Here is a 26242-nt window from a genome sequence, read left to right as displayed (position 1 = left end):
CGCTGGCCGGCTTGCCGTCGAGCAGGCGCGCCTGGCGCAGGCTGGCAGTGGTCCAGCCGCCGATCGTGTCGTCGCCGTTGACCAGGCAACTGCGGTGCACCTCCAGCGCCAACGTGGTGACGTTCTTGTCGCCGATGGTGTTCGGCGCGGCGCCGATCAGCGACGGATCGGTGATCACCGCGACGGGCGCGTTGACCAGGTCGAAGATCGTGCCGAGGTTGACCGCGAACGGATCCTGTCGCTGTCCGACGAACACGCGCCCGGGCATGCCGCAGCCGGGAATGTTGACCTCGTAGACATGCTGAGCCGCGTAGGCGACGTAGTCGGCGATGGTCTTGCGGCCGATGTTGTCGACCGGCTTGTCGAAGGCGGCGCGGCCGTCGGCGGTGTTGGTCACGGCTTGCACGGAGCCGCGCCGGCGGTCGCCGCGGACGACGCTGACCGTGTAGCTCTCGCCGAGCTGCAGGTTGGCATCCTTGACGCTGGCCACCGTGCCGGCCTGGATCAGCGGGATGCCGACCGACTTGCCGCCGACGTTCAGGCTGACTCCCGCGCCGTTGTTGGCCAGCTTGTTCTGGAAGCGGAACTGGAAGGTCAGGTCTTCCTTGGCGTCGCCGGTGTTGTCGATGTGAATCTCGTACAGCGCGTTCGGATCCATCGAGAAATAGTTCGGGCCGCCGTAGGCGTCCTGCAGCGGCTGGTAGTTCGCGAGCAGCGTGACGTAGCCGTCACGCCCGCTCTCGTAGCTGCGGAACATGTAGAAGTCGGTGGCATCGACCTTCGGTGCCGTGGTGATGAACGGCGCCTCGCGGTGGCTGGAGGCATGAGCGGTGCCGGCCAGCATGGCCATGGCAAGGGGGACGGCGGCGAGCGCGCCGCCGAGGCGGGGGGCAATCTTCACGGGGGTCTCCTGGTCAGACGTTGACGACGCCGTCCTTCGGCGTCTTCACCGTCTTACGCGGGAGACCGGAAACTGGATGCGCGACTGGATCAGTCCGACTTGCCGACCAGCTCGAAGTGCTCCACCACCGGCGGCTGTGCGAAGAACGGCCCGACGATGGCGCGCCACTGCGGGAACAGCGGCCCGCCGCGGAAGTGCACGGTGTGGTCTTCCAGCGTGTCCCAGAAGATCTGCAGGACGTAGCGCTCGGGCGACTCGATGCCCTTGTTCACCTTGTAGCCGCGAAAGCCCTGGGCCTGGCTGATCACCGTGGTGACGCCGCGCACGATGGCTTCGTCGAAGGCGGCCTGCTGGCCGGGGTGGATGCGGATGTCGGCGAGTTCGAGGATCATGGTCTTCTTCCGGAAGGCGGCGTTCACACGCCGAGGTACTGGGCCAGCGCGGCCGTGTCGGCGGCCAGCGTGTCGCTCGCGCCGGCCATCACGATGCGGCCCTTCTCCATCACCGCCGCGCGGTCGGTGTGGGCGAGCACCTTGCGGTAGTCGCGGTCGACGATCAGCGTGCTGATGCCGGTGGCGCGGATCTGGCCGATCACGCGCCAGATCTCGGCGACGATCAGCGGCGCCAGGCCCTCGGTCGCCTCGTCGAGGATCATCAGTTTCGGGTTGGTCATCAGCGCGCGGCCGATCGAGAGCATCTGCTGCTCGCCGCCGGAGAGCTGGCCGCCGCCGTGCACGAGCCGCTCGGCCAGTCGTGGGAAGGTGGCGAGCACGCGCTCTTCGGTCCACTCCCGCTTGCCATCGACGCCGGCGCGCGCGCTCATCAGCAGGTTCTCGCGCACGCTGAGGTTGGGGAAGATGCCGCGGCCTTCGGGCACGTAGCCGATGCCGAGCCGCGCCATGCGCTCGGGCGGCCAGCCGGTCACGTCCTTGCCTTCCCAGGCGACGCGGCCCGAGGCCGGGCGCACGTAGCCCATCAGCGTGCGGATCAGCGTGGTCTTGCCCATGCCATTGCGGCCGAGCAAGCCGAGCGCGGTGCCGTCGGGCAACTCGAGCGCCGCACCGCGCAGGATGTGCGCCTCACCGTAGTAGGTGTTGAGGTCGGCGATGCTCAACATGTCAGTGACCTTCGCCCAGGTAGGCGGTCTGCACGTCGCGGTTGGCGCGGATGGCCGCCGGCGCGTCGCTGGCGATGACCTCGCCGTTGACCATCACCGTGATGCGATCGGCGATGCGGAACACTGCGTCCATGTCGTGCTCCACCAGCAGCACGGCGTGCGTGGCCTTCAGCGAGGCCAGCAGCGCGAGCATGCGGTCGGTCTCCTCGGCGCCCATGCCGGCCAGCGGTTCGTCGAGCAGCAGCACGCGTGGCTTCGTGGCCAGGCACATGGCGATCTCCAGCTGCCGCTTTCCGCCGTGGCTGAGCGTGCCGGCCGCGCGCCGGGCCACATCGGCCAGGCCCGCCGCGTAAAGCGCTTCGCGCGCCACCGCCAGGCTCGCCTCGCAGCGCTGCGCCGCTTCCCACACCGCCCAGGCGCGCGGCAGCGCGGCCTGCGCGCACAGCCGGCAGTTCTCCAGCACGCTGAACTCCGGGAAGATGGTGGTGCGCTGGTAGCTGCGGCCGATGCCGGCGCGTGCGCGCTTCGGCTGCGGCCAGTCGGTGATGTCCTGCCCGTCGAAGTGGATGCTGCCGGAGGACGCCGGGATCTCGCCCGACAGCATGTTGATCAGCGTCGACTTGCCCGCGCCGTTGGTGCCGATCACCGCATGCACCTCGCCGACGCGGAACTCGAGTGACACGCCGTTGACGGCCGTGAGCCCACCGAAGCGGCGCGTCAGCAGGTTGGAGCGCAGCAGCACCTCAGCCATGAGACGCTCCCCGGCCGAGCCCGAGCCGCTGCTTCAGCCCGATCAGCCCCTTGGGCAGCAGCGCCACGAAGGCGATGATGGTCAGGCCGAGCGTGAGCTGCCAGTGGCCGGCGATCGGGCCGAGCAGCGCCTCGCTCTGGAACAGCTCCTTGAGCAGCGTGAAGGCCACCGCACCGAGCACCGCGCCGCGCAGGCTGCCGATGCCGCCGAGGATGATCATCAGCAGCACCGCGCCCGACTCGTGCCACGACAGAAGCTCCGGGTTCACCGCGCCGTCCTTCACGCCGACGAGGAAGCCGGCCAGCCCGGCCAGCGCCCCGGCGATCACGAAGGCGGCGAGCTTGTAGCCGTAGGTGCGGAAACCGGCGGCGCGCATGCGCTGCTCGTTGACGCGGATGCCGGCCAGCGCGTGGCCGAGCCGCGAGCGGATCACCAGCGCCAGCACGCCGTGCGTGACCGCCAGCGCGCCGAGGGTGAAGTAGTAGAAGTGGGTCTTGCGGTCGAGATCGATCAGCGTGCTGCCGCCGATCTCCAGCACCGGCTTGGCGTAGAGGAAGATGCCATCGCTGCCGCCGCCGACCTTGGTGTCGTGGAAGACGAAGTAGGCCATCTGCGCGAAGGCCAGCGTGACCATGATGAAGTAGACGCCGGTGGTGCGCAGGCTCAGCGCGCCGACGAATAGCGCGTACAGCGCCGCGAAGCCGATCGACAGCGCCAGCAGCTTGAGCAGCGGCGCCGCGCCGCCGTCGCCGGCCAGCCAGGCCAGGCCTGCGGGCAGCGAACCGACGCCGCCGGTGAACAGCACCGCCGCATAGGCGCCGATGCCGAAGAAGGCCGCGTGCCCCAGGCTCACCAGCCCGGTCGTGCCCACCAGCAGCTCGAGGCTGAGCGCGAAGATCGCGAACACGGCGATCTTCAGCACCAGGTCCTGCGTGTAGGGCGTCAGCACCGCCGGCAGCGCAGCCAGCACCGCCAGGCCGAGCACCGGCACCAGCCATCCGAAGCGCGAAGCGGCAGGGTCGGCGTGCTCAGCGGCCATGCTGCTTCATCAGCCCTTCGGGCTTCCAGATCAGGATGATGGCCATCAGCAGGTAGACGCCGATGCCGCTGTACTCGGCGAAGAACACCTTGCCGAAGGTGTCGACGAAGCCGACCAGCAGCGAGGCGATCAGCGCGCCGGTGATCGAACCGATGCCGCCGATCACCACCACCACGAAGCAGATGATCAGCACGCTGCCGCCCATGTTCGGATACACCGACGACAGTGGCGCGGCGATCATGCCGGCCAGCGCGGCCAGCGCCACGCCACCGGCGAAGACGATGCGATAGAGGCGCTGGATGTCGATGCCCAGGCCGCGCACCATGTCGCGGTTGCTCGCGCCGGCGCGGATCATCATGCCCAGCTTCGTGCGGTTGACCACCCAGTACAGCGCCACCGCGAGCACGATGCAGGCCACCGACGCGAACACGCGGTACCACGGGTAGCTCATCAGCTCGCCGAGCCTGAAGCCGCCGGCCAGCCACGAGGGCGCCTGTACGCCGTGCACGTCGTTGCCCACGGTGAGCGAGCGCAGCTCCTCGAAGACGAGGATCAGCGCATAGGTCATCAGCACCTGCTGGAGGTGGTCACGCTGGTAGAGGAAGCTGAAGAAGGCCCACTCGAGCAGGTAGCCGAACACCGCGGCGAGGATCACCCCGGCCGCGAGCTTGGTCAGGTACCAGTCGCCGAACCACGGCGCCAGCACGAAGGCCATGTAGGCGCCGATCATGTAGAAGCTGCCATGGGCGAGATTGATCACGCCCATGATCCCGAAGATCAGCGTCAGTCCGCTGGCGACGAGGAAGAGCAGCAGGCCGTACTGGACGGCGTTCAGGCACTGGACAAGGAAGGTGGCGAAGTCCACCCGTCAGAGCTTACAGCCCCGCGCGGGGTCCGCCAGGGCCTTCACGGCCACCGCGCGGAACTCGTTGTTCTCGCCCTTGGCCTCGCGCAGGTACATGTCCTGCACCGGGTTCCCGGCCGGCGAAAGGGTGAACTTGCCGCGCGGGCTGTCCACCGTGGCCTTGCGCATCGCAGCGAGCATGGCGTCGCGCTTGCCCATGTCGCCCTTCACGGCGTTCAGGCCGGCCGAGAGGATCTGCGCCGCGTCGTAGCCCTGCACCGCGTAGACGTCGGCGTTCTGCTTGTAGGCCAGCGCGAAGTTCTTGCGGAAGCTGTTGTTCTTCGGGATGTCCAGGCTGTCGGCGTAGTGCAGCGTGGTGAACAGGCCCTGCGCCGAGGCGCCCTGCGCCTGCAGCGTGCCGTCGGTCAGGAAGCCCGAGCCGAACAGCGGTACGGTCTTCTTCAGGCCCGCGGCGTCGTAGTCCTTGACGAACTTCACCGCGCCGCCGCCGGCGAAGAAGGCGAACACCACGTCAGGCTTCTGCGCCGCGATCTCGGTCAGCAGGGCCTGGAACTCGACGTTGGGGAAGGGCAGGTTGAGGTCCTTGATGACCTGGCCGCCGCCCTTCTCGAAGGCCTCGCGGAAGCCCTTCACCGTTTCCTGGCCGGCGGCGTAGTTCCAGGTGATGGTCATCGCGCGCTTGTAGCCCTTCTGCGCCGCGACCACGCCGGTCGAGTAGCCCGGCTGCCAGTTGCTGAAGCTCGAGCGGATGATGTTCGCGCCGCACATCGGGCCGGTGATCGCGTCGGCCCCGGCGTTGGGCACGATCAGCAGCGTGTTGCTCTCCTTGGCGGCCTTGGCCATCGCCAGCGCCACGCCGGAGTGCACGGTGCCGACCAGCACGTCGACCTGGTCGCGCTTGATCAGCTTGTTGACGTTGTCGGTGGCCTTGGAGGGGTCGCTCTCGTCGTCGACGCGGAAATACTGGATCTCGCGGCCGGCGAGCTTGCCGCCCTGCTCCTGCACGTGCAGGCGGAAGCCTTTCTCGATCATGTCGCCCAGCGCCGCGAAGGTGCCGGTGGCCGGCAGCATCAGGCCGACCTTGATCGGGGCGTTGCCCTGGGCGTGCGCGGAGGTGGCGAAGGCGGCGGCGCAGGCGGCGGCGAGGGCGAGGCGGGTGAAGGCGGCCATGGTGGACTCCGGGTCAGGATGCCGGCGATGCTATCGACCCGAGGGCCGCTGGCCATCGGGGTTTGACAGAAGTCGGCCCGGCCTGCCGGGCCCTGGGGGATACTGCGCCCCAGCCCGGAGCACCACCATGAAGATCCTCGTTCCCGTCGACGGCTCGGCCGAGTCGCTCGCCGCCGTCCGCCACGCGCTGCAGCTCGTCCGCGAGGGGCTGCGCGCCAGCCTGCTGCTGGCCAACGTGCAGGAGCCTGCCGGCCTGTACGAACTGCTGCGCGTGCACGACGCCGAGGCGATCGAGCAGATCGCCCGCGAGGCCGGCGAATACCTGCTGGCCGACGCCGTGGCGCTGTGCAGCGCCGCCGGCGTCGACCATGAGATCGAAGTCGCGCGCGGGGAGCCCATCCACGCGCTGCTCGACATCGCCGAGGACGAGGGCTGCGCGATGATCGTCGTCGGCGCCCACGGCAAGGGCGAGAGCGAAGGGCGCCGGCTCGGCTCCGTCGCCCACGCGCTGCTGCACGACGCGTCGATGCCGGTGACGGTGGTGCGCGGCGCCGAGTGAGGTGTCCGGAGCCGGGCCGCCCCAAGCCGGACGGCGCCCCTCGGGGGCAGGAGCGCAGCGACTGGGGGGGCTGATTCAGTGGCTCATGAGGACGGGTATCGTCATCGAGGCGATCACCGTGCGCGACACCCCGCCGAGGATCCATTCGCGCGCACGGCCGTGGCCGTAGCAGCCCATCACCAGCAGCTGCGACTGATCGTCGGCGGCCAGCGAGAGGAGCTGGTCGCCCACGCTGATCTCGGCAGCCACCTCGCGCTTGAACGCCGCCTGCACGCCATGCCGGCGCAGGTAGCCGAGGATGTCGTCTCCGCGGGCCGGTTCGTCGCCCTCGTCGAAGGCGACCACCGTGACCGAGCCCGCCTGCTGCAGCAGCGGCAGCGCGGCGGTGACGGCGCGCGCCGATTCACGCGTCGGTTTCCAGGCCACCAGCACGCGGTCGAGCTTGATCGGTGAACGGGCGATGTGCGGCACCACGATGGCCGGGCGACCGCTGTCGATCAGCACCGAGGAGACGAAGTCGGGCGGCACGTCGATGTCGCGCGTTTCGTCGGCGGCGCGCTGGCCCAGCACCAGCAGGTCGGCGTAGAGCGCCTGCCCGGCCGTGTCGGCGATGGGCGCACCGGTGCACTCCGCCCAGCTCACCTGGGCGGGCGAGACCGTGGCGGCGTAGAGCTTGCGCGCCGCCTCCAGCCGCTGCGCATCGACCTCGGCCAGCGCCGGCGCCATGTCGGCGCCCGCGGCCATCGCCATCGGGTAGCGCACCAGTGCCGAGGTCACGGCATACACCGCGGTGGCATGGGCGCCGTGGGCCAGCGCGATCTGCTCGGCGAGCTTGAGCCGCACCGCGGCCTGCGGCGAGGCGTCGACGTGGACGACAAGGGATTTCAGCGTGCTCATCGGCAGTCTCCGGTGGTCGAGCCGGCACGCTAAGCCGCGGCCGGCGAGGCGCCGTTGACGGCCGTCAATCGAGCCGCGTGCTCACCAGCCGCTGCAGCAGCGCGCTGCGCTCCTTCTTCTGCGACAGCGTGCCCTGCTGCGAGAGGATGGACTCGGCGACTTCGTAGGCATAGAGGATGAAGGCGCGCGCGCGTGCCTCGGCGATCGGAAAGCCCAGCGCCGAGAAGCACTGCGAGATGTACGACAGGCGCCGCTCGTCGACCTCGTCGACGGCCTGCCGCGCCAGCGCGTCGCGCCGGGCCCAGGCGCGGATGGCGAGCTCGACGCGCGCCGCGCGCTCGGCACTGCGGCCGCGAAAGGGCAGCGAGATCAGCTCGCCGATCAGCGCCTTCGGGTCGGTGTTCTGGCCTTCGAAGCGTTTGATCACCTGCTCGGTGGCGCCATCGCGCCAGGCGTTGAGCACGGCCACGAGCAGCGCTTCGCGATCCCTGAAGTGCCAGTAGAAGCTGCCGCGGGTGACTTCCATCGCCTTGGCCAGCACGTCCACGCGCACCGCGTCGATGCCCTGGTCGACCAGCACGTCGGTCGCGGCGGCAATCCAGGCCTCGGGGGTCAGCGTGCTGCGTGCGGTCATGCAGGGATGATGCCATACAGCACTGTACGGAACCTAGGGCAATCCCGATGTGCAATATCGTGCAGGTAACCTAGGATCGATCCATACAGAACTGTATGGAGTGCGCCATGGCAGCGGTTCCGTCCTCCGGCTTCTTCGACGATCCGGCGATGCTCGCGCCGCCGCGAGCGGTGCGGCTGCACTTCGACGGCGGCGCCTTCGTGCTGCGCTCGCCGGAGCCGCTCAAGCCCTATGCGCGCTGCATCGGCGAATGGCTGGAGCACTGGGCTCAGGCGACGCCGGACACCGTGTTCCTCGCCGAGCGCGACGCGGCCGGCGGCTGGCGCACGCTCAGCTATGCGCAGGTGCGCAAGCTCGTCGGCTCGATCGCGCAGAGCCTGATCGGCCTGCACCTGCCGCCGGGCCGGCCGGTGGTGGTGCTGTCGGACAACTCGGTCGACCACGCGCTGCTGATGCTGGCGGCGATGCACGTCGGCCGGCCGGTGTGCACGGTCTCCAGCGCCTACTGCCGGCTCACGAAGGACTACACCAAGATCCAGGGCATCCTCAATACGCTCGGGCCGGCGCTGGTCTACGCCGCGGATGCGTCGGTGTACGGCCCGGCGATCGCCAGCGCGGCGCTCGGCGTGGTCACGGTATTCAGCCAGGGCGCCGACACGCACCCCGGCGCGCTGGGCTTCGACAGCCTCACCCGCACCGCCGAGAGCCCGGCGGTGATGGCGGCCTTCGAGGCGATCCAGCCCGACGACCATGCCAAATACCTGCTGACCTCGGGCTCGACCGGCCACCCCAAGGTGGTCATCAACACCCACCGCATGCTGTGCGCCAACCAGCAGATGATCGCGCAGGCCTGGCGCTTCCTCGAGCTCGAGAAGCCGGTGGTGCTGGACTGGCTGCCCTGGAGCCACACCTTCGGCGGCAACCACAACTTCAACCTGGTGCTGCGCAACGGCGGTTCGCTGTATATCGACGAGGGGCGGCCGGCGCCCGGGCTGGTGGAGAAGTCGGTGAAGAACCTGCTGGAGGTGAAGCCGACGCTGTACTTCAACGTGCCGCGCGGTTTCGACATGCTGCTGCCCTTCCTCGAGAAGGACGAGGCGCTGGCGCGCGAGTTCTTCGCCCGGCTGCGCATGGTGTTCTACGCCGGCGCGGCGCTGGCGCAGTCGAGCTGGGAGCGGCTGGAGGCGGTGGCACGCCGGGCGCGCAGCGAGCCGGTGTGGTTCACCACCTCCTGGGGCTCGACCGAGACCTCGCCGGCGATCACCTCGGCGCACTGGAAGCTCGAGCGCGCCGGCTGCATCGGCGCGCCGCTGCCGGGCATGGAGCTGAAGTTCGTGCCCAACGGCGAGAAGCTCGAGATGCGCGTGCGCGGCGTCTCGGTCTTCCCCGGCTACCGCAACGCGCCGGCGCTCACCACGCAAGCGTTCGACGAGGAGGGCTACTACCGCATCGGCGATGCCGGCTACCTCGTCGACGAGGCTCGGCCCGAGCGCGGCGTGGCCTTCAACGGCCGCGTGGCGGAGGACTTCAAGCTGTCGTCGGGCACCTGGGTGTCGGTCGGCACGCTGCGGCTGCGCGTGGTGTCGGCGCTGGCACCGCTGGCGCAGGATGCGGTGATCGCCGGCCACGACCGTGGCGACGTCGGCGTGCTGCTCTTCCCCAGCCCGGCGGCGAAGGACGTGCCGCCGGCCGATCTCGCCGACCGCACCCGCGCCGCGCTGGCGGCGCTGCGCGCCGAAGGCGGAGGCTCCTCGCAGACGCCGGTGCGCGCGCTGTGGCTCGCCGAGCCGCCGAACGCCGACGCCGGCGAGATCACCGACAAGGGCTACATCAACCAGGGCGCGGTGCTGCGCCGCCGCGCGGCGGAGGTGGAGGCGCTGTACGCGGCCACGCCGGACCCCCGCGTCATCCGCACCTGACCCTCAAGGAACCCATCATGTCCCGCGGCCTCTTCCAGTCCTTCTCCGACACCTGGATCCTCGACGGCGTGCGCACGCCGATGGTCGACTACTGTGGCGCCTTCGCCGACGCCAATCCGATCGACCTCGGCATCAAGGTGGCGCGAGAGGTCTTCCAGCGCACTGGCCTCGCGGCCGAGCAGGTCGACTCCGTGCTCGCCGGCAACATGGCGCCCGGCGGCTTCGACCAGTTCTACGTGCCGCGCCACATCGGCCTGTATGCCGGCGTGCCCTGCGAGGTGAGCGCGATCATGGTGCAGCGCATCTGCGGCACCGGCTTCGAACTGTTCCGCCAGGCCGGCGAGCAGATCGCCACCGGCGCGGCCAGCCTCGCGCTGCTGGTCGGCACCGAGTCGATGACACGCAACCCGATCGCCGCCTTCGAGCATCGCCAGGGCTTCAAGCTCGGCATGCCGCCGCAGTTCCGCGACTACATGTGGGAGGCGCTGACCGACCCCGCGCCGGCGATCTCGATGATCCAGACCGCCGAGAACCTCGCCAGGAAGTACGGCATCACCCGGGAGCAGGTCGATGCCTTCGCCAGCGAATCCTTCGCCCGCGCGGTGGCGGCGCAGGAGGCCGGGTTCTTCGCCGGCGAGATCGTGCCGGTGGCCAACGAGGTGTTCGAGCTGGAGGGCTACAAGCCGCGCGGCATCCGCCTGGCCGGCAAGGCACCGGTGGCCGACCGCGACACGCACCCGCGCCTGTCGCCGCCCGAGGTGCTGGCCAGGCTGCGGCCGGTGTTCAAGGACGGCGTGCAGACCGGAGGCAACAGTTCGGCGCTGACCGATGCAGCGGTGGCGGCACTGGTCGCCTCGGGCCCGGCCACGCGCGACTGGGGTGGCCGGCCGATGGCGCGCCTGGTCGCAGCGGCGGCCGTGGGCGTGCCGCCCGAGATCATGGGCATCGGCCCGGCGCCGGCGATCCGCCTGCTGCTCGAGCGCGCCGGGCTGAAGCTCGACGACATCGCCCGCTTCGAGATCAACGAGGCGCAGGGCGCACAGACGTTGGCCGTGCAGCGCGAGCTCGGGCTCGACCCGGCCAGGCTCAATGCCAAGGGCGGCGCCATCGCGCTCGGCCACCCGCTGGCCGCCACCGGCGTACGCCTGACGATCACCGTGGCGCGCCAGCTGCGCGAGATCGGCGCGCGCTGGGGCGTTGCCTCGGCCTGTGTCGGCGGTGGGCAGGGCATCGCCTTGCTGGTCGAGAACCCTGACGCTAGCTGAGCCCCAGCAGCCGCATCGCGTTCTTCTTGAGGATCAGCTCGTGCACCGCCGGCTTGAACCCCGCATCGCCGAAGTCCTTCATCCATCGCTCAGGCGTGATCAGCGGGTAGTCGCTGCCGAACAGCATGCGGTCCTTCAGCAGCGTGTTGGCGTACTGCACGAGCTGGGGCGGAAAGTACTTCGGGCTCCAGCCCGACAGGTCGATCCACACGTTCGGCTTGTGCAGCGCCAGCGACAGCGCCTCGTCCTGCCACGGCCAGCTCGGGTGGGCCACGACGATCTGGATGTCGGGGAAATCGATTGCCACGTCTTCGAGCAGCATCGGGTTGCTGTTCTGCAGGCGCAGGCCGCCGCCGCAGCGCATGCCCGAGCCGATGCCCGAGTGGCCGCTGTGGAAGATCGCCGGCAGCTTGTGCTCGGCGATCACCTCGTAGATCGGCCAGGCCATCTTGTCGTAGGGCAGGAAGCCCTGCACCGTCGGGTGGAACTTGAAGCCGCGCACGCCATGCTCCTCGATGAGCTTGCGCGCCTCGCGCGCACCCATCCTGCCCTTGTGCGGGTCGATGCTGCCGAAGCAGATCATCATGTCGCTGTTCTTCTTCGCCGCCTCCGCGATCTCCTCGTTCGGGATGCGGCGCCGGCCGAGCTGCGCCTCGCTGTCGACGGTGAACATCACCAGGCCGATCTTCTTCTCGCGGTAGTAGGCCACCGTTTCGTCAATCGTCGGCCGGCGGTTGCTGCCGAAGTACTTGTCGGCGGCGCGGTCGTACTCCTCGCCGTAGTTGTCGAAGGGGTTCCAGCAGGACACCTCGGCGTGCGTATGCACGTCGATGGCGATCAGCTCGGCGGTGTTCATGGCGTCTCCAGGTCGCGGGCGAATTGCTTAGTGAAGATAACTAAAAGATCGACTCCGCACAAGAGTTCAACAGGGTTTACCCGGTGGATGCCTCGGGCTAGTTAGTTAAAACTTCTAACTAAATTTGCGAGACCCCCATGAGCCTCAACTTCGTTCCCGCCACCGGTGCGCTGGCCGCGCTCGACCTGCTGCGTATCGAGATCGCCGATGACGTCGCGCATGTCCGGCTGAATCGCCCGGCCAAGCGCAACGCCGTCAACGACACGCTGGTCGCCCAGCTGCACAGCGCCTTCGTCTCGCTGCCCGAGGCGGTCAAGGCGGTCGTGCTCACCGGCGAGGGCGATCACTTCTGCGCCGGTCTCGACCTGTCCGAGCTGAGCGAGCGCAGCGTGGCCGAGGGGGTCATCCATTCACGCACCTGGCACGCTGCGATGGACGCCATCCAGTTCGGCCGCGTGCCGGTGGTGGCGGTGCTGCACGGCGCGGTGGTCGGCGGCGGGCTGGAGCTGGCCAGCAGCTGCCACATCCGCGTGGCCGAAGAGAGCGCCTACTACGGCCTGCCCGAGGGGCAGCGCGGCATCTTCGTCGGCGGCGGCGGCTCGGCGCGCGTGCCGCGCCTGGCCGGCGTTCACACCATGACCGACATGATGCTCACCGGCCGTGTGCTGGATGCGCAGGAAGGCGAGCGCCGCGGCCTGTCGCAGTACGTGGTGCCGGCCGGCGCCGGCTTCGCCAAGGGCTGCGAGCTGGCCGCGAAGATCGCCGGCAACGCACCGCTGTCCAATTTCTCGGTGATGCAGGCGCTGCCGCGCATCGCCGACCTGTCGCAGAACGACGGGCTATTCGTCGAATCGCTGATGGCCGCCATCGCCCAGGGCGACGATGCCGCCAAGCAGCGCGTGCGTGCCTTCCTCGAGAAGCGCGCCGGCAAGGTGGAGAAGAAGGCGTGAGCGCCGCGCCGGCCCGGTATCGTGCGCTGCCGCTCGGCGGCTCGCTGTCGGCGCACTTCGAGAGTCGCGAGGACGGCTGCACGATCGTCACCTCGACCGAGCCTCTCGGCGAGTATCCGCAGCGCCTGACCGACCGGCTGCTGCACTGGGCGCAGGTGTCGCCCGACCACACCCTGGCCGCCAAGCGCGTGCACGGCGGCGACTGGCGGCGCATCAGCTACGCGCAGGCGGTCGATGCCGCGAAGCGCATCGCCCAGCACCTGCTCGACCTCGGCCTGTCGGCGCAGCACCCGGTGGCCATCCTGTCGGACAACGACCTCGAGCACCTGCTGCTCGGCCTGGGTGCCATGTTCGCCGGCGTTCCCTTCGCGCCGGTGTCGCCGGCCTATTCCACCGTCTCGCAGGACTACGGCAAGCTGCGCCACATCCTCGGCGTGCTGACGCCGGGCCTGGTGTTCGCCTCGTCGGCCAGCGGCTATGGCCGCGCCATCCAGGCGGTGGTGCCGGCCAGCACGCCGGTGGTGCTGACGCAGGGCACGATCGACGGACGCAAGACCCTGTCGTTCGACGACCTGCTCGCCTCGCCTGCCACCGCGGCGGTGGACGCGGCCCACGAGAAGGTCGGCCCCGACACCATCGCCAAGTTCCTCTTCACCTCGGGCTCGACCAAGCTGCCCAAGGGCGTGATCAACACGCAGCGCATGATCTGCGCCAACCAGCAGCAGATCCTGCAGTGCTTCCCCGGCCTCGGCCAGGTGCGGCCGGTGCTGGTGGACTGGCTGCCCTGGAACCACACCTTCGGCGGCAACCATAACGTCGGCCTGACCATCTACAACGGCGGGACGCTCTACATCGACGAAGGCAAGCCGACGCCGGCGCTGATCCACGAGACGCTGCGCAACCTGCGCGAGATCTCGCCCACGGTGTACTTCAACGTGCCCAAGGGCTTCGAGGAGATCGCCAACGCGATGGACAGCGACGCGAAACTGCGCGACTCGCTGTTTGCACGCGTCAACATGTTCTTCTTCGCCGGCGCGGGCCTGTCGCAGCCGGTGTGGGACAAGCTCGACCGCATCGCCGAGCAGACCTGCGGCGAGCGCATCCGCATGCTCACCGGCCTGGGCATGACCGAGACCGCGCCGTTCGCCGTGTGCGCCAACGCCGGCGAAGTGAAGTCGGGCCACATCGGCCTGCCGGCGCCGGGCATGGAGCTCAAGCTGGTGCCCAGTGGCGACAAGACCGAGGTGCGCTACCGCGGCCCCAACGTCACGCCGGGCTTCTGGCGCGCACCGGAGCAGACCGCCGAATCGTTCGACGCCGAAGGCTTCTACTGCAGCGGCGATGCGATCAAGCCGATCGACCCGACCCGCCCCGGCCGCGGCTTCATGTTCGACGGCCGCACCGCCGAGGACTTCAAGCTCTCCACCGGCACCTTCGTCTCGGTGGGCCCGCTGCGTGCCCGCGTGATCGCCGCCGGCGACCCCTGCGTGCAGGACGTGGTGGTGGCCGGCCTCAACCGCGACGAGATCGGCCTCTTGATCTTCCCGCGCCTGGACGCCTGCCGCGCCTTCGCCGGCCTGGCCGCCGACGCGCCGGCGGCCGACGTGCTGGCCGCGCCCGAGGTGCACGAGTTCTTCCAGCGCCTGGTCGATGGCCAGTGGGCCGCCGGCACCGGCAGCGCCACGCGGGTGGCGCGCGCGCTGGTGCTGGTCGATCCGCCGAGCATCGACCGCGGCGAGGTCACCGACAAGGGCTCGATCAACCAGCGCGCCGTGCTGACACACCGCGAGGCGCTGGTCGAGCACCTGTACGCCGGCGGCGACGGCGTCTACCTGCCGCAGCGCTGAGCCATCGCTGATTCGAGGACACGCACATGGACATCGCCGGACACGCCGCACTCGTCACCGGAGGGGCCTCGGGCCTGGGCGCCGCCACCGCGCGCGAACTCGCCCGCCAGGGCGCGAAGGTGGCGGTGCTCGACCGCAATGCGGAGGGCGCGCAGGCGCTCGCCGCGGAAATCGGTGGCCTCGGGCTCGGCTGCGACATCACCGACACCGCGAGCGTCACGGCTGCGCTCGATGCGGCCCGTGCTGCCCACGGCCCGGCGCGGATGCTGATGAACGTCGCCGGCATCGGCACGGCCAGGCGCATCGTCGGCAAGGACGGCTCGCCCGCGCCGCTGGAAGACTTCGAGCGCGTGGTGCGCGTCAACCTGATCGGCACCTACAACATCACCCGCCTGGTGGTGGCCGAAATGGTCAAGCTCGATCCGCTGACCGATGGCGAGCGCGGCGTGGTCGTCAACACCGCCTCGGTGGCCGCCTTCGACGGCCAGGTGGGTCAGGAGGCCTACGCGGCCAGCAAGGGCGGCATCGTCGGCATGACGCTGCCGCTGGCGCGCGACCTGGCGCAGTTCGGCGTGCGCGTGTGCACCATCGCGCCGGGCCTGTTCCTCACGCCCTTGATGGCCGAGCTGCCGCAGCAGGTGCAGGAGTCGCTGGCCGCGAGCATTCCCTTCCCCAAGCGTCTGGGCAAACCCGAAGAGTTCGCCGAGCTGGCCGCGGGCATCATCCGCAACCTCTCGCTCAACGGCGAGGTGATCCGGCTGGACGGCGCGCTGCGCCTGGCCCCGCGCTGAGACCGCCAACCCATGCCCAAGACCACCCTCCACTCCGTCGACGTGCACTTCGGCGACTGCGATCCCGCAGGGATCGTGTTCTTCCCGAATTTCTCGCGCTGGATGGATGCGGCCTCGCTGAAGTTCTTCATGGACTGCGGCCTGCCGCCGTGGCGCGAGCTGGTCAAGACGCGCGGCATCGTCGGCACGCCGCTGCTCGAGATCAACACGAAGTTCATCAAGGCCGTGACCTACGGCGAGACGATCACCATCGCCACCTGGATCGAGGAGTGGCGCGAGAAGGTGTTCGTGCAGATGCACCGCGTGACGCGGGCGAGTCCACAAGGTGAGGACCTGATCTGCGAAGGCCGCGAGGTGCGCGCCTTCGTCAAGCGCGATGCCGACAACCCCGACCGGCTGCGCGCGATTCCCGTTCCCGACGACATCAAGGCCCTGTGCTCTTGATCCCTTTCCCCTCTCAACTTCCGGAGACAAAGCGATGAAAGCTCTGAAGACCCTGGTCGCCGTCGCGACGGCCCTGCTGGCCGGCGCCGCGCAGGCCGACATCACCATCGGCATCAGCCTGCCGCTGACCGGCCCGGCCTCCGGCCTGGGCATCCCGATGGCCAACTACATCAAGCTCTGGCCGAAGGAGATCGCCGGCGAGAAGCTCAACGTGATAGTGCTCGACGACGCCACCGACCCGACCAAGGGCGTGACCAACGCGAAGAAGTTCATCACCGAGGACAAGGCCGACATCATCATGGGCTCCGCCGCCACGCCGGTGGCCATCGCGATGGCCGGCCCGATCGCCGAGTCGGAGACGGTGCAGTTCATGTTCTCGCCGGCCGTGCTGCCCGCGGGCAAGGACCACTGGGCCTTCCGTCTGCCGCAGGGCAACGCGGTGATGGCCTTCGCGATGATCGAGCACATGAAGAAGAACGGCGTGAAGACCGTCGGCTTCCTCGGCTACACCGATGCCTACGGTGAGAGCTGGCTGAACGACTTCAAGGCGCAGTCGCAGGCGCTGGGCGGCCCGCAGATCATCGCCACCGAGCGCTTCGCGCGCGCCGACACCAGCGTCACCGCGCAGGCGCTCAAGCTGGTCTCGGCCAATCCCGACGCGATGCTGATCGTCGCCTCCGGCTCGGGCGCCGCGATGCCGCACAAGGGCATCGTCGAGCGCGGCTTCAAGGGCAAGATCTACCAGACCCACGCTGCGGCCTCGCGCGACCTGGTGCGCGTGGGCGGCAAGGACGTCGAAGGCGCCTTCGTGACCTCCGGCCCGGCGGTGATCCCCGAGCAGCTGCCGGCCAACCACCCGTCCAAGGCGCTGGCGGCCGACTTCGTCGCCAAGTACGAGAAGGCCTACGGCGCGGGCAGCCGCAACCAGTTCGGCGGCCACGCCTACGACGCCATCGTCGTGCTCGAGAAGGTCGTGCCGGTGGCGCTGAAGAAGGCCAAGCCGGGCACCAAGGAGTTCCGTGCCGCGCTGCGCGACGCCGTCGAGAACATGGGTCGCACCGTCGTCTCGCACGGCGTGCTGAACTACACCAAGGACAACCACTGGGGCTTCACCACCGAGACCGGCGTGATCCTCAAGGTGGTGAACGGCGACTGGAAGGTCGAGTAAGCGATGGACTTCACGATCGCCAGCATCCTGACGCTGGACGGCATCACCAACGGCGCGGTCTATGCGCTGCTGGCCCTGGCCACGGTGCTGGTATTCGCCGTCACGCGGGTGATCTTCATCCCGCAGGGCGAGTTCGTCGCCTACGGCGCGCTCACGCTGGCGCTGCTGCAGCTCGGTCAGGTGCCGGGCACGGTGTGGCTGCTGCTGGTGATGGCCGTGGCCGCGGCCGTGCTCGACGCCGTGGCCGACCTGCGGCGCGGGCTGCCGGCGAGCGCGGTGGCGCTGGGCCTGCTGAAGTCGCTGGCCTTCCCGGTGGCGGTCACCGCCGTCACCTGGTGGGCGGCGCCGAGGCAGCTGCCGCTGCTGCTGCAGAGCCTGCTGACGCTGGCGATCGTGACCCCGCTCGGTCCCTTGCTCTACCGCCTGGCCTACGAGAGGCTGGCCGATGCCACCGTGCTGGTGCTGCTGATCGTCTCGGTCGGCGCGCACTTCGCGCTCACCGGCCTGGGCCTGGTGTTCTTCGGCGCCGAGGGCTTCCGCAACCCGAGCTTCTGGGATGCGCGCTTCACGGCCGGGCCACTCACGCTGTCGGGCCAGACGCTGATCATCTTCATGGTCTCGATCGCGCTGATCGTCGCGCTGTACCTGTTCTTCGAGCGCACGCTGCGCGGCAAGGCGCTGCGCGCCACCGCGGTGAACCGGCTGGGCGCGCGGCTGATGGGCATCTCCACCTCCGGCGCCGGCCGGATGAGCTTCGGCCTGGCCGCCTTCATGGGCGCGCTGTCGGGCCTGCTGATCGGGCCGACCACGACGATGTTCTACGACTCCGGCTTCCTGATCGGCCTGAAGGGCTTCGTGGCCGCGATCTTCGGCGCGCTCTCCAGCTACCCGGCCGCCGCGCTCGGCGCGATCTTCGTCGGCCTGATCGAGAGCTTCGGCTCGTTCTGGGCCAGTGCCTTCAAGGAGGTCATCGTCTTCACGCTGATCATCCCCGTGCTGCTGTGGCGCAGCTTCCAGCACGGCCATCACGACGAGGAAGAGTGATCCCATGCGCCGCTATGTCCTGATCGCTTTCGTCGTGCTGGTGGCAGCCCTGCCGCTGCTGCCGGTGCCCGAGTTCTGGATCACCCAGGCCAACTACATCGGCCTGTATTCGCTGGTCGCCATCGGCCTGGTGCTGCTGACCGGCGTGGCCGGCCTGACCAGCTTCGGCCAGGCTGCCTTCGTCGGCATGGGCGCCTACACGGCCGCCTACCTCACGCTGACGCACGGGGTCTCGCCCTGGCTCACGGTGTGGGTCGGCCTGGCCTTCACCTTCGTCGCGGCACTGGTGCTGGGCTGGATCACGCTGCGCATGTCGGGACACTTCCTGCCGCTGGCCACCATCGCCTGGGGCCTGAGCCTGTACTACCTGCTGGGCAACATCGACGCGCTGGGCAAGTACGACGGCCTGCTGGGCATCCCCGCCATCGAGTTCTTCGGCATCGTGCTCAATACCGGCCGTCACTTCTACTACCTGCTGTGGCTGCTGGTGCTGCTGGCGGCGTTCGGCTCGATCCGCCTGCTCGACTCGCGCACCGGGCGGGCGCTGCGCGCCGTCAAGGGCGGCACGACCATGGCCGAGGCGATGGGCGTCAACACCTTCCGCCTGAAGGTCACCGCCTTCGTGCTGGCCGCGCTGCTGGCCAGCGTCTCGGGCTGGCTGTTCGCGCACTTCCAGCGCACGGTGAATCCCTCGCCGTTCGGCCTGAACAAGGGCATCGAGTACCTGTTCATGGCGGTGGTCGGCGGCGTCGGCCATGTGTGGGGCGCGATCGTCGGCTCCACCGTCGTCAAGGTGATGGAGGAGCAGCTGCAGGACTGGCTTCCCGCGCTGTTCGGCACCAGCGGCAACTACGAGATCATCGTCTTCGGCATCCTGCTGATCCTCGTGCTGCAGTACGCGCGCGACGGCATCTGGGCCTTCGTCGAGGCGCGCTTCCCGAAGCCGCCGCGCGCGGTCGACTGGGCCGACGCGCAGCCGCTGCCGCACCGTGAGCAGCCGCCGCGCGGCGAGGTGGTGCTCGACGTGAAGGACGCGCGCAAGGAGTTCGGCGGCCTCGTGGCGGTCAACGACGTCAGCTTCCAGGTGCGCGCCGGCCAGATCCTCGGCCTGATCGGGCCCAACGGCGCGGGCAAGTCGACCACCTTCAACCTCGTCACCGGCGTGCTGCCGGCCACGCGCGGCCAGGTCACGCTGCGCGGCCAGCAGATCCAGAGCCTGCCCTCGCGCGAGATCGCCGCGCGCGGCGTGGCGCGGACCTTCCAGCACGTCAAGATGATCCCGACGATGACGGTGCTGGAGAACGTCGCGCTCGGCGCCCACCTGCGCGGTTCGGCCGGCGTGGCGTCGGCCGTGCTTCGCCTGGACCGCACGGAAGAGAAGCGCCTGCTGCGCGAGGCTCAGCAGCAGCTCGAGCGCATCGGCATGGCCGACCGCATGCACGAGCTGGCCGGCAACCTGGCGCTGGGCCCGCAGCGCCTGATGGAGATCGCCCGCGCGCTGTGCGCCGACCCCTTGCTGCTGCTGCTCGACGAGCCGGCCGCCGGATTGCGCCTGAAGGAGAAGCAGGCGCTGGCCGCCGTGCTGCGCCAGCTGCGCGACGAAGGCATGGCCATCCTGCTGGTCGAGCACGACATGGACCTGGTGATGGGCCTGGTCGACCGCGTGGTGGTGATGGAGTTCGGCACCAAGCTGATCGAGGGCACGCCCGAAGAGGTGCAGGCCAGCCCGGCGGTTCGCGCTGCCTACCTCGGCACGGAGCATTGAGATGTCTGAACTCATCCTCGACGTGAAGGACCTGCACGCCGGTTACGGCCGCGCCGAGGTCCTGCATGGCCTGAACCTCCAGGCGAAGAAGGGCAGCGTGGTCACCGTGATCGGCCCGAACGGTGCCGGCAAGTCGACGCTGCTCAACGCGCTGATGGGCGTGCTGCCCTCGCGCGGCACGATCGCCTACCGCGGCCAGCCGATCGGCCTGAAGACACTGGAGGAGCGGGTGATGCAGGGCATCGCGCTGGTGCCCGAGACGCGCGCGCTGTTCGGCACCATGCCGGTGGAAGACAACCTGTTGCTCGGCGGCTACCGCCAAGTGCTGCTCGGCCGCAAGACCGGCGCCCAGGTGCTCGAGCAGGTCTACACGCTGTTCCCGCGCCTGAAGGAGCGGCGCATGCAGCTGGCCGGCACGCTGTCCGGCGGCGAGCGCCAGATGCTCGCGGTCGGCCGCGCGCTGATGAGCCAGCCCGACCTGCTGATGCTCGACGAGCCCAGCCTCGGTCTCGCGCCGCTGGTGGTGAAGGAGATCTTCCGCACCATCGAAGGCCTGCGCGCCACCGGCGTGACCATCCTGCTCGTCGAGCAGAACGCCCGCGCCGCGCTGGAGGTGGCCGACCACGGCTACGTGCTCGAGATGGGCGAGATCGCGCTCGAAGGCCCGGCCGAGGACCTGGCCCGCGACCCGCGCGTGATCGACACCTACCTCGGCGCTGCCCGCCAGAAGGCTTCGGCGTAAGGCAGCTCCGCGATGTGGCAGTACGAAGCGCCGCTGCGCGACATGCGCTACGTGATCGAGGATGTGCTCGGCCTGCCGGCGCAATGGGCCGGCGTGCCGGCCTTCGCCGAGCTCGATGCCGACACCGCACGCCAGGTGCTGGCCGAGGCAGCGCGTTTCGCCACCGAGGTGCTGGCGCCGACCAATGCGAACGGCGACCTCGAAGGCTGCACGCTCGCCGACGGTGAGGTTCGCACGCCCAGGGGCTTCAAGGAGGCCTACCGCGCCTTCGTCGAGGCCGGCTGGCCGGCGCTGGCCTGCGATCCGACCGTGGGCGGCCAGGGCCTGCCGCAGGTGCTCAACGCGGCGCTGTACGAGATGCTGGCGGCCGCCAACCATGCCTGGACCATGTACCCGGGCCTGCTGCACGGCGCCTACGAGTGCCTGCACCTGCACGCGTCGCCGGAACTGCAGCAGCGCTATCTCGGCAAGGTGGTCAGCGGCGAGTGGCTCTCGACGATGTGCCTGACCGAGGCGCATGCGGGCTCGGACCTGGGCCTGCTCTCGACGCGCGCCCTGGCAGCGGCGGACGGCTCGTACCGCCTGAAGGGCACCAAGATCTTCATCTCCGGCGGCGAGCACGACCTGACCGACAACATCGTGCACCTGGTGCTGGCGCGGTTGCCCGACGCGCCGGCCGGCACGAAAGGCATCTCGCTCTTCCTCGCGCCGAAGTTCCTGCCCGACGGCTCTCGCAATGCGCTGCGCTGCGACGGCATCGAGAAGAAGATGGGCATCAAGGGCAGCGCCACCTGCGTGATGGCCTTCGACGGCGCCACCGGCTGGCTGGTGGGCGAGCCGAACCGCGGCCTGCAGGCGATGTTCGCGATGATGAACGCAGCACGCCTGCACGTGGCGCTGCAAGGCCTGGCGCATGCGCAGAACGCGCACCGCAATGCCGTCGTGTACGCCCATGAGCGGCTGCAGTCGCGTGCGCCGGTGCGCGCCGAGGCGAAGGGCGCCGCCGACCCGATCGTGCTGCACCCGGCGATGCGCCGCACGCTGCTGCGCCAGCGCGTGCTGGTCGAAGGCGCGCGGGTGATCGCCTACGAGGCGGCGCACCTGATCGATCTCGCCGAGCAGTCGCCCGACACCGCCGCGCGCGAGCGCGCGCAGGAGCAGGCGGCGCTGCTGACGCCGGTGCTCAAGTCCTTCCTCACCGACAACGGCTTCGCGCTGGCCAGCGACGCGCTGCAGGTCTTCGGCGGCCACGGCTACACGCACGACTGGGGCGTCGAACAGTGCGTGCGCGACGCGCGCATCGCGATGATCTACGAGGGCACCAACCAGATCCAGGCGATCGACCTGGTGGCGCGCAAGCTGGTGGCCGACGGCGGCCGCCGATTCGCCGCCTGGCTGGAATCGCTCGCGGCAGCGCTGCCGGCCGACGCCACGCACGGCGCGCAAGCCTTCGAGCAGCTGCGCCTGCTCGGCGAGCTGGCCGCCGACGTGGTGCACGCCGCGCGCGACGACGCCGAGCTGCCCTTCCGCGTCGCCGACGATCTGCTGCGCGCCACCGCGCTGGCGCTGATCGCCCACGCCTGGGCGCGTGCCGAGGCCGTGTCCTCGCGACCCGAGCACGCGGGTGACGCCTTCCACGCCGCCAAGCGCGAAAGCGCGGCGCACTGCTTCACCCACCTGAGGCCGGAGTTCGACCACGCGCTCGCCCAGGCCCGCGCGGGCTGGCAGCCTTTCGCCCGCGTGGCGCTGGGCGAAATCGCATGAGCGCCGGGCTCGACCACTCGCGGCTCACCACGCTGGTGGGCTACGTCGCCAGCCGCGCCGCCATCGTGCTGCGCAAGGACTTCGAGCGCGAGCTGGGGCCCCTGGGCCTGAAGGTGCTCGACTACTCGCTGCTGGTGCTGGTGGCCTCCAATCACGAGGTCAACCAGAAGCAGCTCGGCGAGGCCCTCGATGTGTCGGCGCCGAACATGGCCATCACCATCGACCGCCTCGTCGAGCGCGGCTGGGTGGAGCGCGTGCGCAGCACGCAGGACCGCCGCGCGATGATCATCCACCTCACACCGGCCGGGCGCGACCTCGTCAAGCGCGCTCAGAAGATCGCCGCTTCGATGGAAGAGGGCACGCTGGCCGTGCTCTCGCCGGCCGAGCGCGCGCTGCTGGTCGAGCTGCTGCTCAAGGTCGGCCTGCGCACGCCGGCGCGGCGTCGCGCCGCCGCCAGCGAGGCCGCGAGCTCGGCCTGACTCAGCCGCGCAGGTGCGATGCCACGGCCGCGGCCACGGCGTCGTCGTCGAGGATGCGCCGGTGCCCGAGCCCGCCGTGCGCGCGCAGCGAGGCCGAGGGCAGCAACGCCGCCAGCCGTTCGCTCGCCGCGAACGGCGCGATGCGGTCAGCCTCATCGTGCAACAGCAGTGCCGGCTGCACGATGCGCGGCCCCAGCCAGGGCGGCTCGAACTCGGCCAGCATTACACCTTCGCGCCGCTCGATCTGTTCGCGCATGCGATCGCCCAGCCCCACCGGCAGGCCGAAGCTGCGCGCGAACCAGCCGATGAACTGCGCCGGCGGCGCCGACGGCGAGATCAGCGCCAGCCGCTGCACCGGCAGGCCGCGCGCGGCGGCATGCAGCGCCGCCAGCGCACCGAGCGAATGCGCCACCACGCCGTGCAACGGCCCGAGCCGGGAGGCCGCTGCGAATACCGCGCGGGCGAACTGCGGCAGCGTGCTGCGCCAGCCGCCGCTGCGGCCGTGCGCGGGCAGGTCCAGCAGCACCGGGTCGAAGCCCGCGGCCGCCAGCGTGTCGCCGAGGCGGCGCATCTGCCCGGCATGGCCGGCCCATCCGTGCACCAGCAGCACCACCGGCCGGCCAGGAGCGAGGTCGCCGCGCCGGTGCATCGCCAGGCGCACGCCCTCGAAAGGCCAATGCGTCAGCTGCCAGGGTGCGGGCATCGGCCGGCGCGCGGCCAGCTTCCACGGCAGCGGGGTAAAGAACAGGCGCAAGGCGCCGCGTGTGCCCAGGCCCGGCGCCAGCCGGTCGACCAGACGCAGGCCGACGCCGAGCAGACGGGCTGAAGGATTCGCCGCGTAGAAGGCCGCGGCAGGGTTGGTGGAACCGGTGGGCGTGGACATGGTGGGATCTCCTGTGTTCGCACGATCGTGCGAAATGTGACTGCGGCTTCGTGCCGCCGGGGCGGGAGCGTGCTTCATCGGGGAATCAGCGCTGCGGCTGGCGTGCGCGCTCGGTGACCAGCGAGCCGACCAGTCGCTGGTAGGCGAGCCAGGCGCGGTCGGCGGCTTTCGGGTCGCGCAGGAAGCGCGCTTCGCGCATCAGCGCCACGAACAGGCCGTCGAGCTCGTAGACGAGCTGCTCGGCATCGGTGTCGGGTTTCAGGTGGCCTTCGTCGATGGCCTGGATCACGGTGCGCTTGAGCGCCGCGCGCCAGCGCATCGTGCCATCGAGCAGCAGGTCGCGCAGCGGACCTTCGCGGTCGTCGAACTCGAAGGCGCCGGCACAGTAGATGCAGCCGGTGCGGATCTCGACGTCGCGCGCGCGCTGCAGCCACAGCCGCATGATCGCGTTCAGCCGCGGCAGGCCGCGCGGCTCGCGCATCGCGGGCACGAACACGTCCTGCAGGAAGCGGCGGTCGTACTCCTCGATCACCGCCTTCTGCAGCGCCTCGCGCGAACCGATGCGCGAAAACACGCCGCTCTTCGAGAGCCCGAGCCGCTTGGCCACCTCGCCGATGGTCAGGCTCTCCAGGCCGTCGGACGCCGCCATCTCGAGCGCGGTGTCGAGGATGGCGGCAAGCGTCAGCCCGCTGCGCTGCGTCTTCGCTTCGACCGGGATGGAGCCGTCCATGGGCTCCAATTTAGCACGATCGTGCGAAAGTGCAAACGCCCGGCGATCAGCCCCAGACTTCCCGGGCCGTCTCGACCACCAGCGCCAGCTTGCGGCGCTGGTCTTCCACTGCGATGTTGTTGCCGTGCACGGTGCTGGAGAAGCCGCATTGCGGGCTGAGGCACAGCTGGTCGAGCGGGGCGTACTTGGCCGCCTCGTCGATGCGGCGCTTGAGCTCGTCCTTGCTCTCGAGCTGGCCGAACTTGGTGGTCACCAGGCCCAGCACGACGATCTTGCCCTTGGGCAGGTAACGCAGCGGGCGGAAATCGCCCGAGCGCTCGTCGTCGTACTCCAGGAAGAAGGCGTCGAGGTTCATCTCGGCCAGCAGCGCCTCGGCCACCGGCTCGTAGTTGCCCGCGGCGGCGTGCGTGCTCTTGAAGTTGCCGCGGCACAGGTGCATGGCCAGTGTCATGCCGGCGGGCTTCTTCGCCACCACCTTGTTGATGAACTTGGCGTAGCGGTGCGGCAGCTCGTTGGGGTCGTCGCCGCGCGATCGGGCCGCCTCGCGCATCTTCTCGTCGCACAGGTAGGCGAGGTTGGTGTCGTCCATCTGCACGTAGCGGCAGCCGGCGTCGTAGAGGGACTGCAGCTCCTCGCCGTAGGCCTGGGCGACATCGTCGTAGAAGGTCGGCTCCAGTTCCGGATAGGCCTCGCGGCTGATCCCGGCGCGGCCGCCGCGGAAGTGCAGCATGGTGGGCGAAGGGATGGTCACCTTCGGCGTCATGCCGGCGGCCACCTGGGACTTCAGGTACTCGAAGTCCGCCTTCTGGATGTCCTTCACGTGCCGCACCTTGTCGATCACCCGGATCACCGGCGGCGCCAGCTCCTCGGTGCCGTCGGGCTTCTTCACGGTGACCGGAATGTCGGTCTTGACGCCGCCGAGCTGCTCGAGGAAATCGATGTGGAAGTAGGTGCGGCGGAACTCGCCGTCGGTGATCGAGTGCAGGCCGACGTCCTGCTGGAACTTGACGATCTCGGTGATGGCCCGGTCTTCCACCGCGCGCAGCTGCGCGGCGTCGATCGACTTCTTCACGAAGAACTGCTCGCGCGCCTCGAGCAGGTAGGCCGGGCGAAGGAAGCTGCCGACGTGGTCGGCGCGGAAGGGCGGCGTGGTGCGTGCGGTCATGGAAGTCTCCGGAAGCGGGATTCGCGGGCAATCATAGGAGCGCGCCGCGGGCGCGGCCATGCCGGCCGAGACAGCCGCCCATGCCCGATTGCGATAGCTGCTAGTGGGAGCCCCGCGTTGCCCGCAACCAGGGTGCCGGCCCACCATCGGCGCCCGCTCGCCAGCTTGGACGGCAGCCGCGCTCAGGGTTCTCCCGCAGTAGGTGAACCCCACGATGGGCACCGGGCCGGCCGGCGCGAGAATCGGGCCCCCTCCCTGGAGACTTCACATGCACAAGCGCACTGCCCTGCGCGGCCTCGCCGCTGCCTCCCTGACCCTGGGCATGGGCCTCGTCGGCCCGCAGGCCCTGGCTGCCGACCCGATCAAGATCGGCCTGATCCTGCCGATGACGGGCCAGCAGGCCACCACCGGCCGGCAGATCGATGCGGCCGTGAAGCTCTACCTGGCGCAGAACGGCAACACCATCGCCGGCCGCAAGGTCGAGGTGATCGTCAAGG

General features: G+C 69.8%; 27 protein-coding genes. 14 read left to right on the top strand and 13 right to left on the bottom strand.

Annotation, left to right across the window (positions count from 1 at the left end):
- The 7 genes from AB7U92_RS03075 to AB7U92_RS03045 form a co-directional block, all read right to left on the bottom strand.
- The coding region (locus AB7U92_RS03075) for a DUF4331 domain-containing protein (protein WP_428574621.1) at positions 1 to 901 on the bottom strand (901 nt) is incomplete at its 3' end.
- A gap of 89 nt (positions 902 to 990) precedes the next feature.
- The gene (locus AB7U92_RS03070) at positions 991 to 1293 is read right to left on the bottom strand and encodes an antibiotic biosynthesis monooxygenase family protein (RefSeq protein WP_428574619.1); all 303 of its coding nucleotides are present in this window, start codon (positions 1291 to 1293) and stop codon (positions 991 to 993) included.
- Between the two features lie 23 nt (positions 1294 to 1316).
- Entirely contained in the window at positions 1317 to 2018 is a 702-nt protein-coding gene (locus AB7U92_RS03065; RefSeq protein WP_428574616.1) for an ABC transporter ATP-binding protein, read from the bottom strand.
- Position 2019: 1 nt separating this feature from the next.
- Complete coding sequence (locus AB7U92_RS03060) at positions 2020 to 2769, bottom strand: ABC transporter ATP-binding protein (protein ID WP_428574614.1); 750 nt, start codon at positions 2767 to 2769, stop codon at positions 2020 to 2022.
- The gene (locus tag AB7U92_RS03055) at positions 2762 to 3808 is read right to left on the bottom strand and encodes a branched-chain amino acid ABC transporter permease (RefSeq protein ID WP_428574612.1); all 1047 of its coding nucleotides are present in this window, start codon (positions 3806 to 3808) and stop codon (positions 2762 to 2764) included. Before AB7U92_RS03055 ends, AB7U92_RS03060 begins: the two co-directional genes overlap by 8 nt.
- Positions 3798 to 4673: a branched-chain amino acid ABC transporter permease gene (locus tag AB7U92_RS03050; protein WP_428574610.1), complete on the bottom strand. Its 876-nt coding sequence runs from the start codon at positions 4671 to 4673 to the stop codon at positions 3798 to 3800. Before AB7U92_RS03050 ends, AB7U92_RS03055 begins: the two co-directional genes overlap by 11 nt.
- Positions 4674 to 4676: 3 nt before the next feature.
- Complete coding sequence (locus tag AB7U92_RS03045) at positions 4677 to 5843, bottom strand: ABC transporter substrate-binding protein (RefSeq protein WP_428574608.1); 1167 nt, start codon at positions 5841 to 5843, stop codon at positions 4677 to 4679.
- A gap of 127 nt (positions 5844 to 5970) precedes the next feature.
- Between AB7U92_RS03045 and AB7U92_RS03040 the strand changes: the two genes are divergently transcribed.
- On the top strand, positions 5971 to 6402 hold the full coding sequence (locus tag AB7U92_RS03040; RefSeq protein WP_428574606.1) for a universal stress protein: 432 nt from the start codon (positions 5971 to 5973) through the stop codon (positions 6400 to 6402).
- 75 nt (positions 6403 to 6477) lie between these two features.
- On the opposite strand, the gene AB7U92_RS03035 is transcribed toward AB7U92_RS03040, so the two are convergent.
- Together AB7U92_RS03035 and AB7U92_RS03030 are read right to left on the bottom strand one after the other, a co-directional pair.
- On the bottom strand, positions 6478 to 7299 hold the full coding sequence (locus tag AB7U92_RS03035) for a universal stress protein (RefSeq protein ID WP_428574604.1): 822 nt from the start codon (positions 7297 to 7299) through the stop codon (positions 6478 to 6480).
- Positions 7300 to 7363: 64 nt separating this feature from the next.
- A complete protein-coding gene (locus AB7U92_RS03030; protein WP_428574602.1) occupies positions 7364 to 7933 on the bottom strand; it encodes a TetR/AcrR family transcriptional regulator in 570 nt (189 codons plus the stop codon).
- A gap of 107 nt (positions 7934 to 8040) precedes the next feature.
- On the opposite strand from AB7U92_RS03030, the gene AB7U92_RS03025 reads away from it, so the two are divergent.
- On the top strand, positions 8041 to 9852 hold the full coding sequence (locus AB7U92_RS03025) for a feruloyl-CoA synthase (protein WP_428574600.1): 1812 nt from the start codon (positions 8041 to 8043) through the stop codon (positions 9850 to 9852).
- A gap of 14 nt (positions 9853 to 9866) precedes the next feature.
- Complete coding sequence (locus AB7U92_RS03020) at positions 9867 to 11117, top strand: thiolase family protein (protein WP_428574623.1); 1251 nt, start codon at positions 9867 to 9869, stop codon at positions 11115 to 11117.
- Here the strand turns inward: AB7U92_RS03020 and AB7U92_RS03015 are convergent.
- A complete protein-coding gene (locus AB7U92_RS03015; RefSeq protein WP_428574598.1) occupies positions 11110 to 11973 on the bottom strand; it encodes an amidohydrolase family protein in 864 nt (287 codons plus the stop codon). The genes AB7U92_RS03020 and AB7U92_RS03015 overlap by 8 nt on opposite strands.
- Before the next feature lie 137 nt (positions 11974 to 12110).
- Here AB7U92_RS03015 and AB7U92_RS03010 point away from each other — a divergent pair, with 137 nt between their 5' ends.
- From AB7U92_RS03010 to AB7U92_RS02965, 10 genes are read left to right on the top strand one after another with little or no spacing between them, the layout of a single operon-like run.
- The gene (locus tag AB7U92_RS03010) at positions 12111 to 12923 is read left to right on the top strand and encodes a crotonase/enoyl-CoA hydratase family protein (protein WP_428574596.1); all 813 of its coding nucleotides are present in this window, start codon (positions 12111 to 12113) and stop codon (positions 12921 to 12923) included.
- Positions 12920 to 14770 (top strand): feruloyl-CoA synthase, encoded by a 1851-nt coding sequence (locus AB7U92_RS03005; protein ID WP_428574594.1) that lies wholly within the window; start codon positions 12920 to 12922, stop codon positions 14768 to 14770. Before AB7U92_RS03010 ends, AB7U92_RS03005 begins: the two co-directional genes overlap by 4 nt.
- 26 nt (positions 14771 to 14796) lie before the next feature.
- Positions 14797 to 15561 (top strand): SDR family NAD(P)-dependent oxidoreductase, encoded by a 765-nt coding sequence (locus AB7U92_RS03000; RefSeq protein ID WP_428574592.1) that lies wholly within the window; start codon positions 14797 to 14799, stop codon positions 15559 to 15561.
- A 12-nt stretch (positions 15562 to 15573) separates the two neighbouring features.
- A complete protein-coding gene (locus AB7U92_RS02995; protein ID WP_428574590.1) occupies positions 15574 to 16005 on the top strand; it encodes an acyl-CoA thioesterase in 432 nt (143 codons plus the stop codon).
- 34 nt (positions 16006 to 16039) lie between these two features.
- A complete protein-coding gene (locus tag AB7U92_RS02990) occupies positions 16040 to 17173 on the top strand; it encodes an ABC transporter substrate-binding protein (protein WP_428574588.1) in 1134 nt (377 codons plus the stop codon).
- Between the two features lie 3 nt (positions 17174 to 17176).
- Positions 17177 to 18217 (top strand): branched-chain amino acid ABC transporter permease, encoded by a 1041-nt coding sequence (locus AB7U92_RS02985; protein ID WP_428574586.1) that lies wholly within the window; start codon positions 17177 to 17179, stop codon positions 18215 to 18217.
- A gap of 4 nt (positions 18218 to 18221) precedes the next feature.
- Positions 18222 to 19982 (top strand): ABC transporter permease subunit, encoded by a 1761-nt coding sequence (locus AB7U92_RS02980; RefSeq protein WP_428574584.1) that lies wholly within the window; start codon positions 18222 to 18224, stop codon positions 19980 to 19982.
- Between the two features lies 1 nt (position 19983).
- Positions 19984 to 20724: an ABC transporter ATP-binding protein gene (locus AB7U92_RS02975; RefSeq protein WP_428574581.1), complete on the top strand. Its 741-nt coding sequence runs from the start codon at positions 19984 to 19986 to the stop codon at positions 20722 to 20724.
- A gap of 12 nt (positions 20725 to 20736) precedes the next feature.
- On the top strand, positions 20737 to 22488 hold the full coding sequence (locus AB7U92_RS02970) for an acyl-CoA dehydrogenase family protein (RefSeq protein ID WP_428574579.1): 1752 nt from the start codon (positions 20737 to 20739) through the stop codon (positions 22486 to 22488).
- Positions 22485 to 22967, top strand: coding sequence for a MarR family winged helix-turn-helix transcriptional regulator (locus tag AB7U92_RS02965; RefSeq protein WP_428574577.1), 483 nt, complete (start codon positions 22485 to 22487; stop codon positions 22965 to 22967). The genes AB7U92_RS02970 and AB7U92_RS02965 overlap by 4 nt, the downstream gene beginning before the upstream one ends.
- Position 22968: 1 nt before the next feature.
- Here the strand turns inward: AB7U92_RS02965 and AB7U92_RS02960 are convergent, their stop codons facing one another.
- The 3 genes from AB7U92_RS02960 to AB7U92_RS02950 all read right to left on the bottom strand — a co-directional run bounded on the left by AB7U92_RS02960 (position 22969) and on the right by AB7U92_RS02950 (position 25745).
- Complete coding sequence (locus AB7U92_RS02960; RefSeq protein ID WP_428574575.1) at positions 22969 to 23850, bottom strand: alpha/beta hydrolase; 882 nt, start codon at positions 23848 to 23850, stop codon at positions 22969 to 22971.
- Between the two features lie 85 nt (positions 23851 to 23935).
- On the bottom strand, positions 23936 to 24580 hold the full coding sequence (locus tag AB7U92_RS02955; RefSeq protein WP_428574573.1) for a TetR/AcrR family transcriptional regulator: 645 nt from the start codon (positions 24578 to 24580) through the stop codon (positions 23936 to 23938).
- A 46-nt stretch (positions 24581 to 24626) separates the two neighbouring features.
- A complete protein-coding gene (locus AB7U92_RS02950; RefSeq protein ID WP_428574571.1) occupies positions 24627 to 25745 on the bottom strand; it encodes a 5-methyltetrahydropteroyltriglutamate--homocysteine S-methyltransferase in 1119 nt (372 codons plus the stop codon).
- 268 nt (positions 25746 to 26013) lie between these two features.
- On the opposite strand from AB7U92_RS02950, the gene AB7U92_RS02945 reads away from it, so the two are divergent.
- Positions 26014 to 26242: ABC transporter substrate-binding protein (locus AB7U92_RS02945; protein ID WP_428574569.1), on the top strand; the 229-nt coding region annotated here is incomplete at its 3' end.

This window comes from Piscinibacter sp., assembly GCF_050175855.1.
In the GTDB taxonomy this organism is placed as follows: domain Bacteria; phylum Pseudomonadota; class Gammaproteobacteria; order Burkholderiales; family Burkholderiaceae_C; genus Piscinibacter.
Note: the sequence above shows the minus strand (reverse complement) of the source record. Positions and strands in the feature narration are given on the sequence as shown.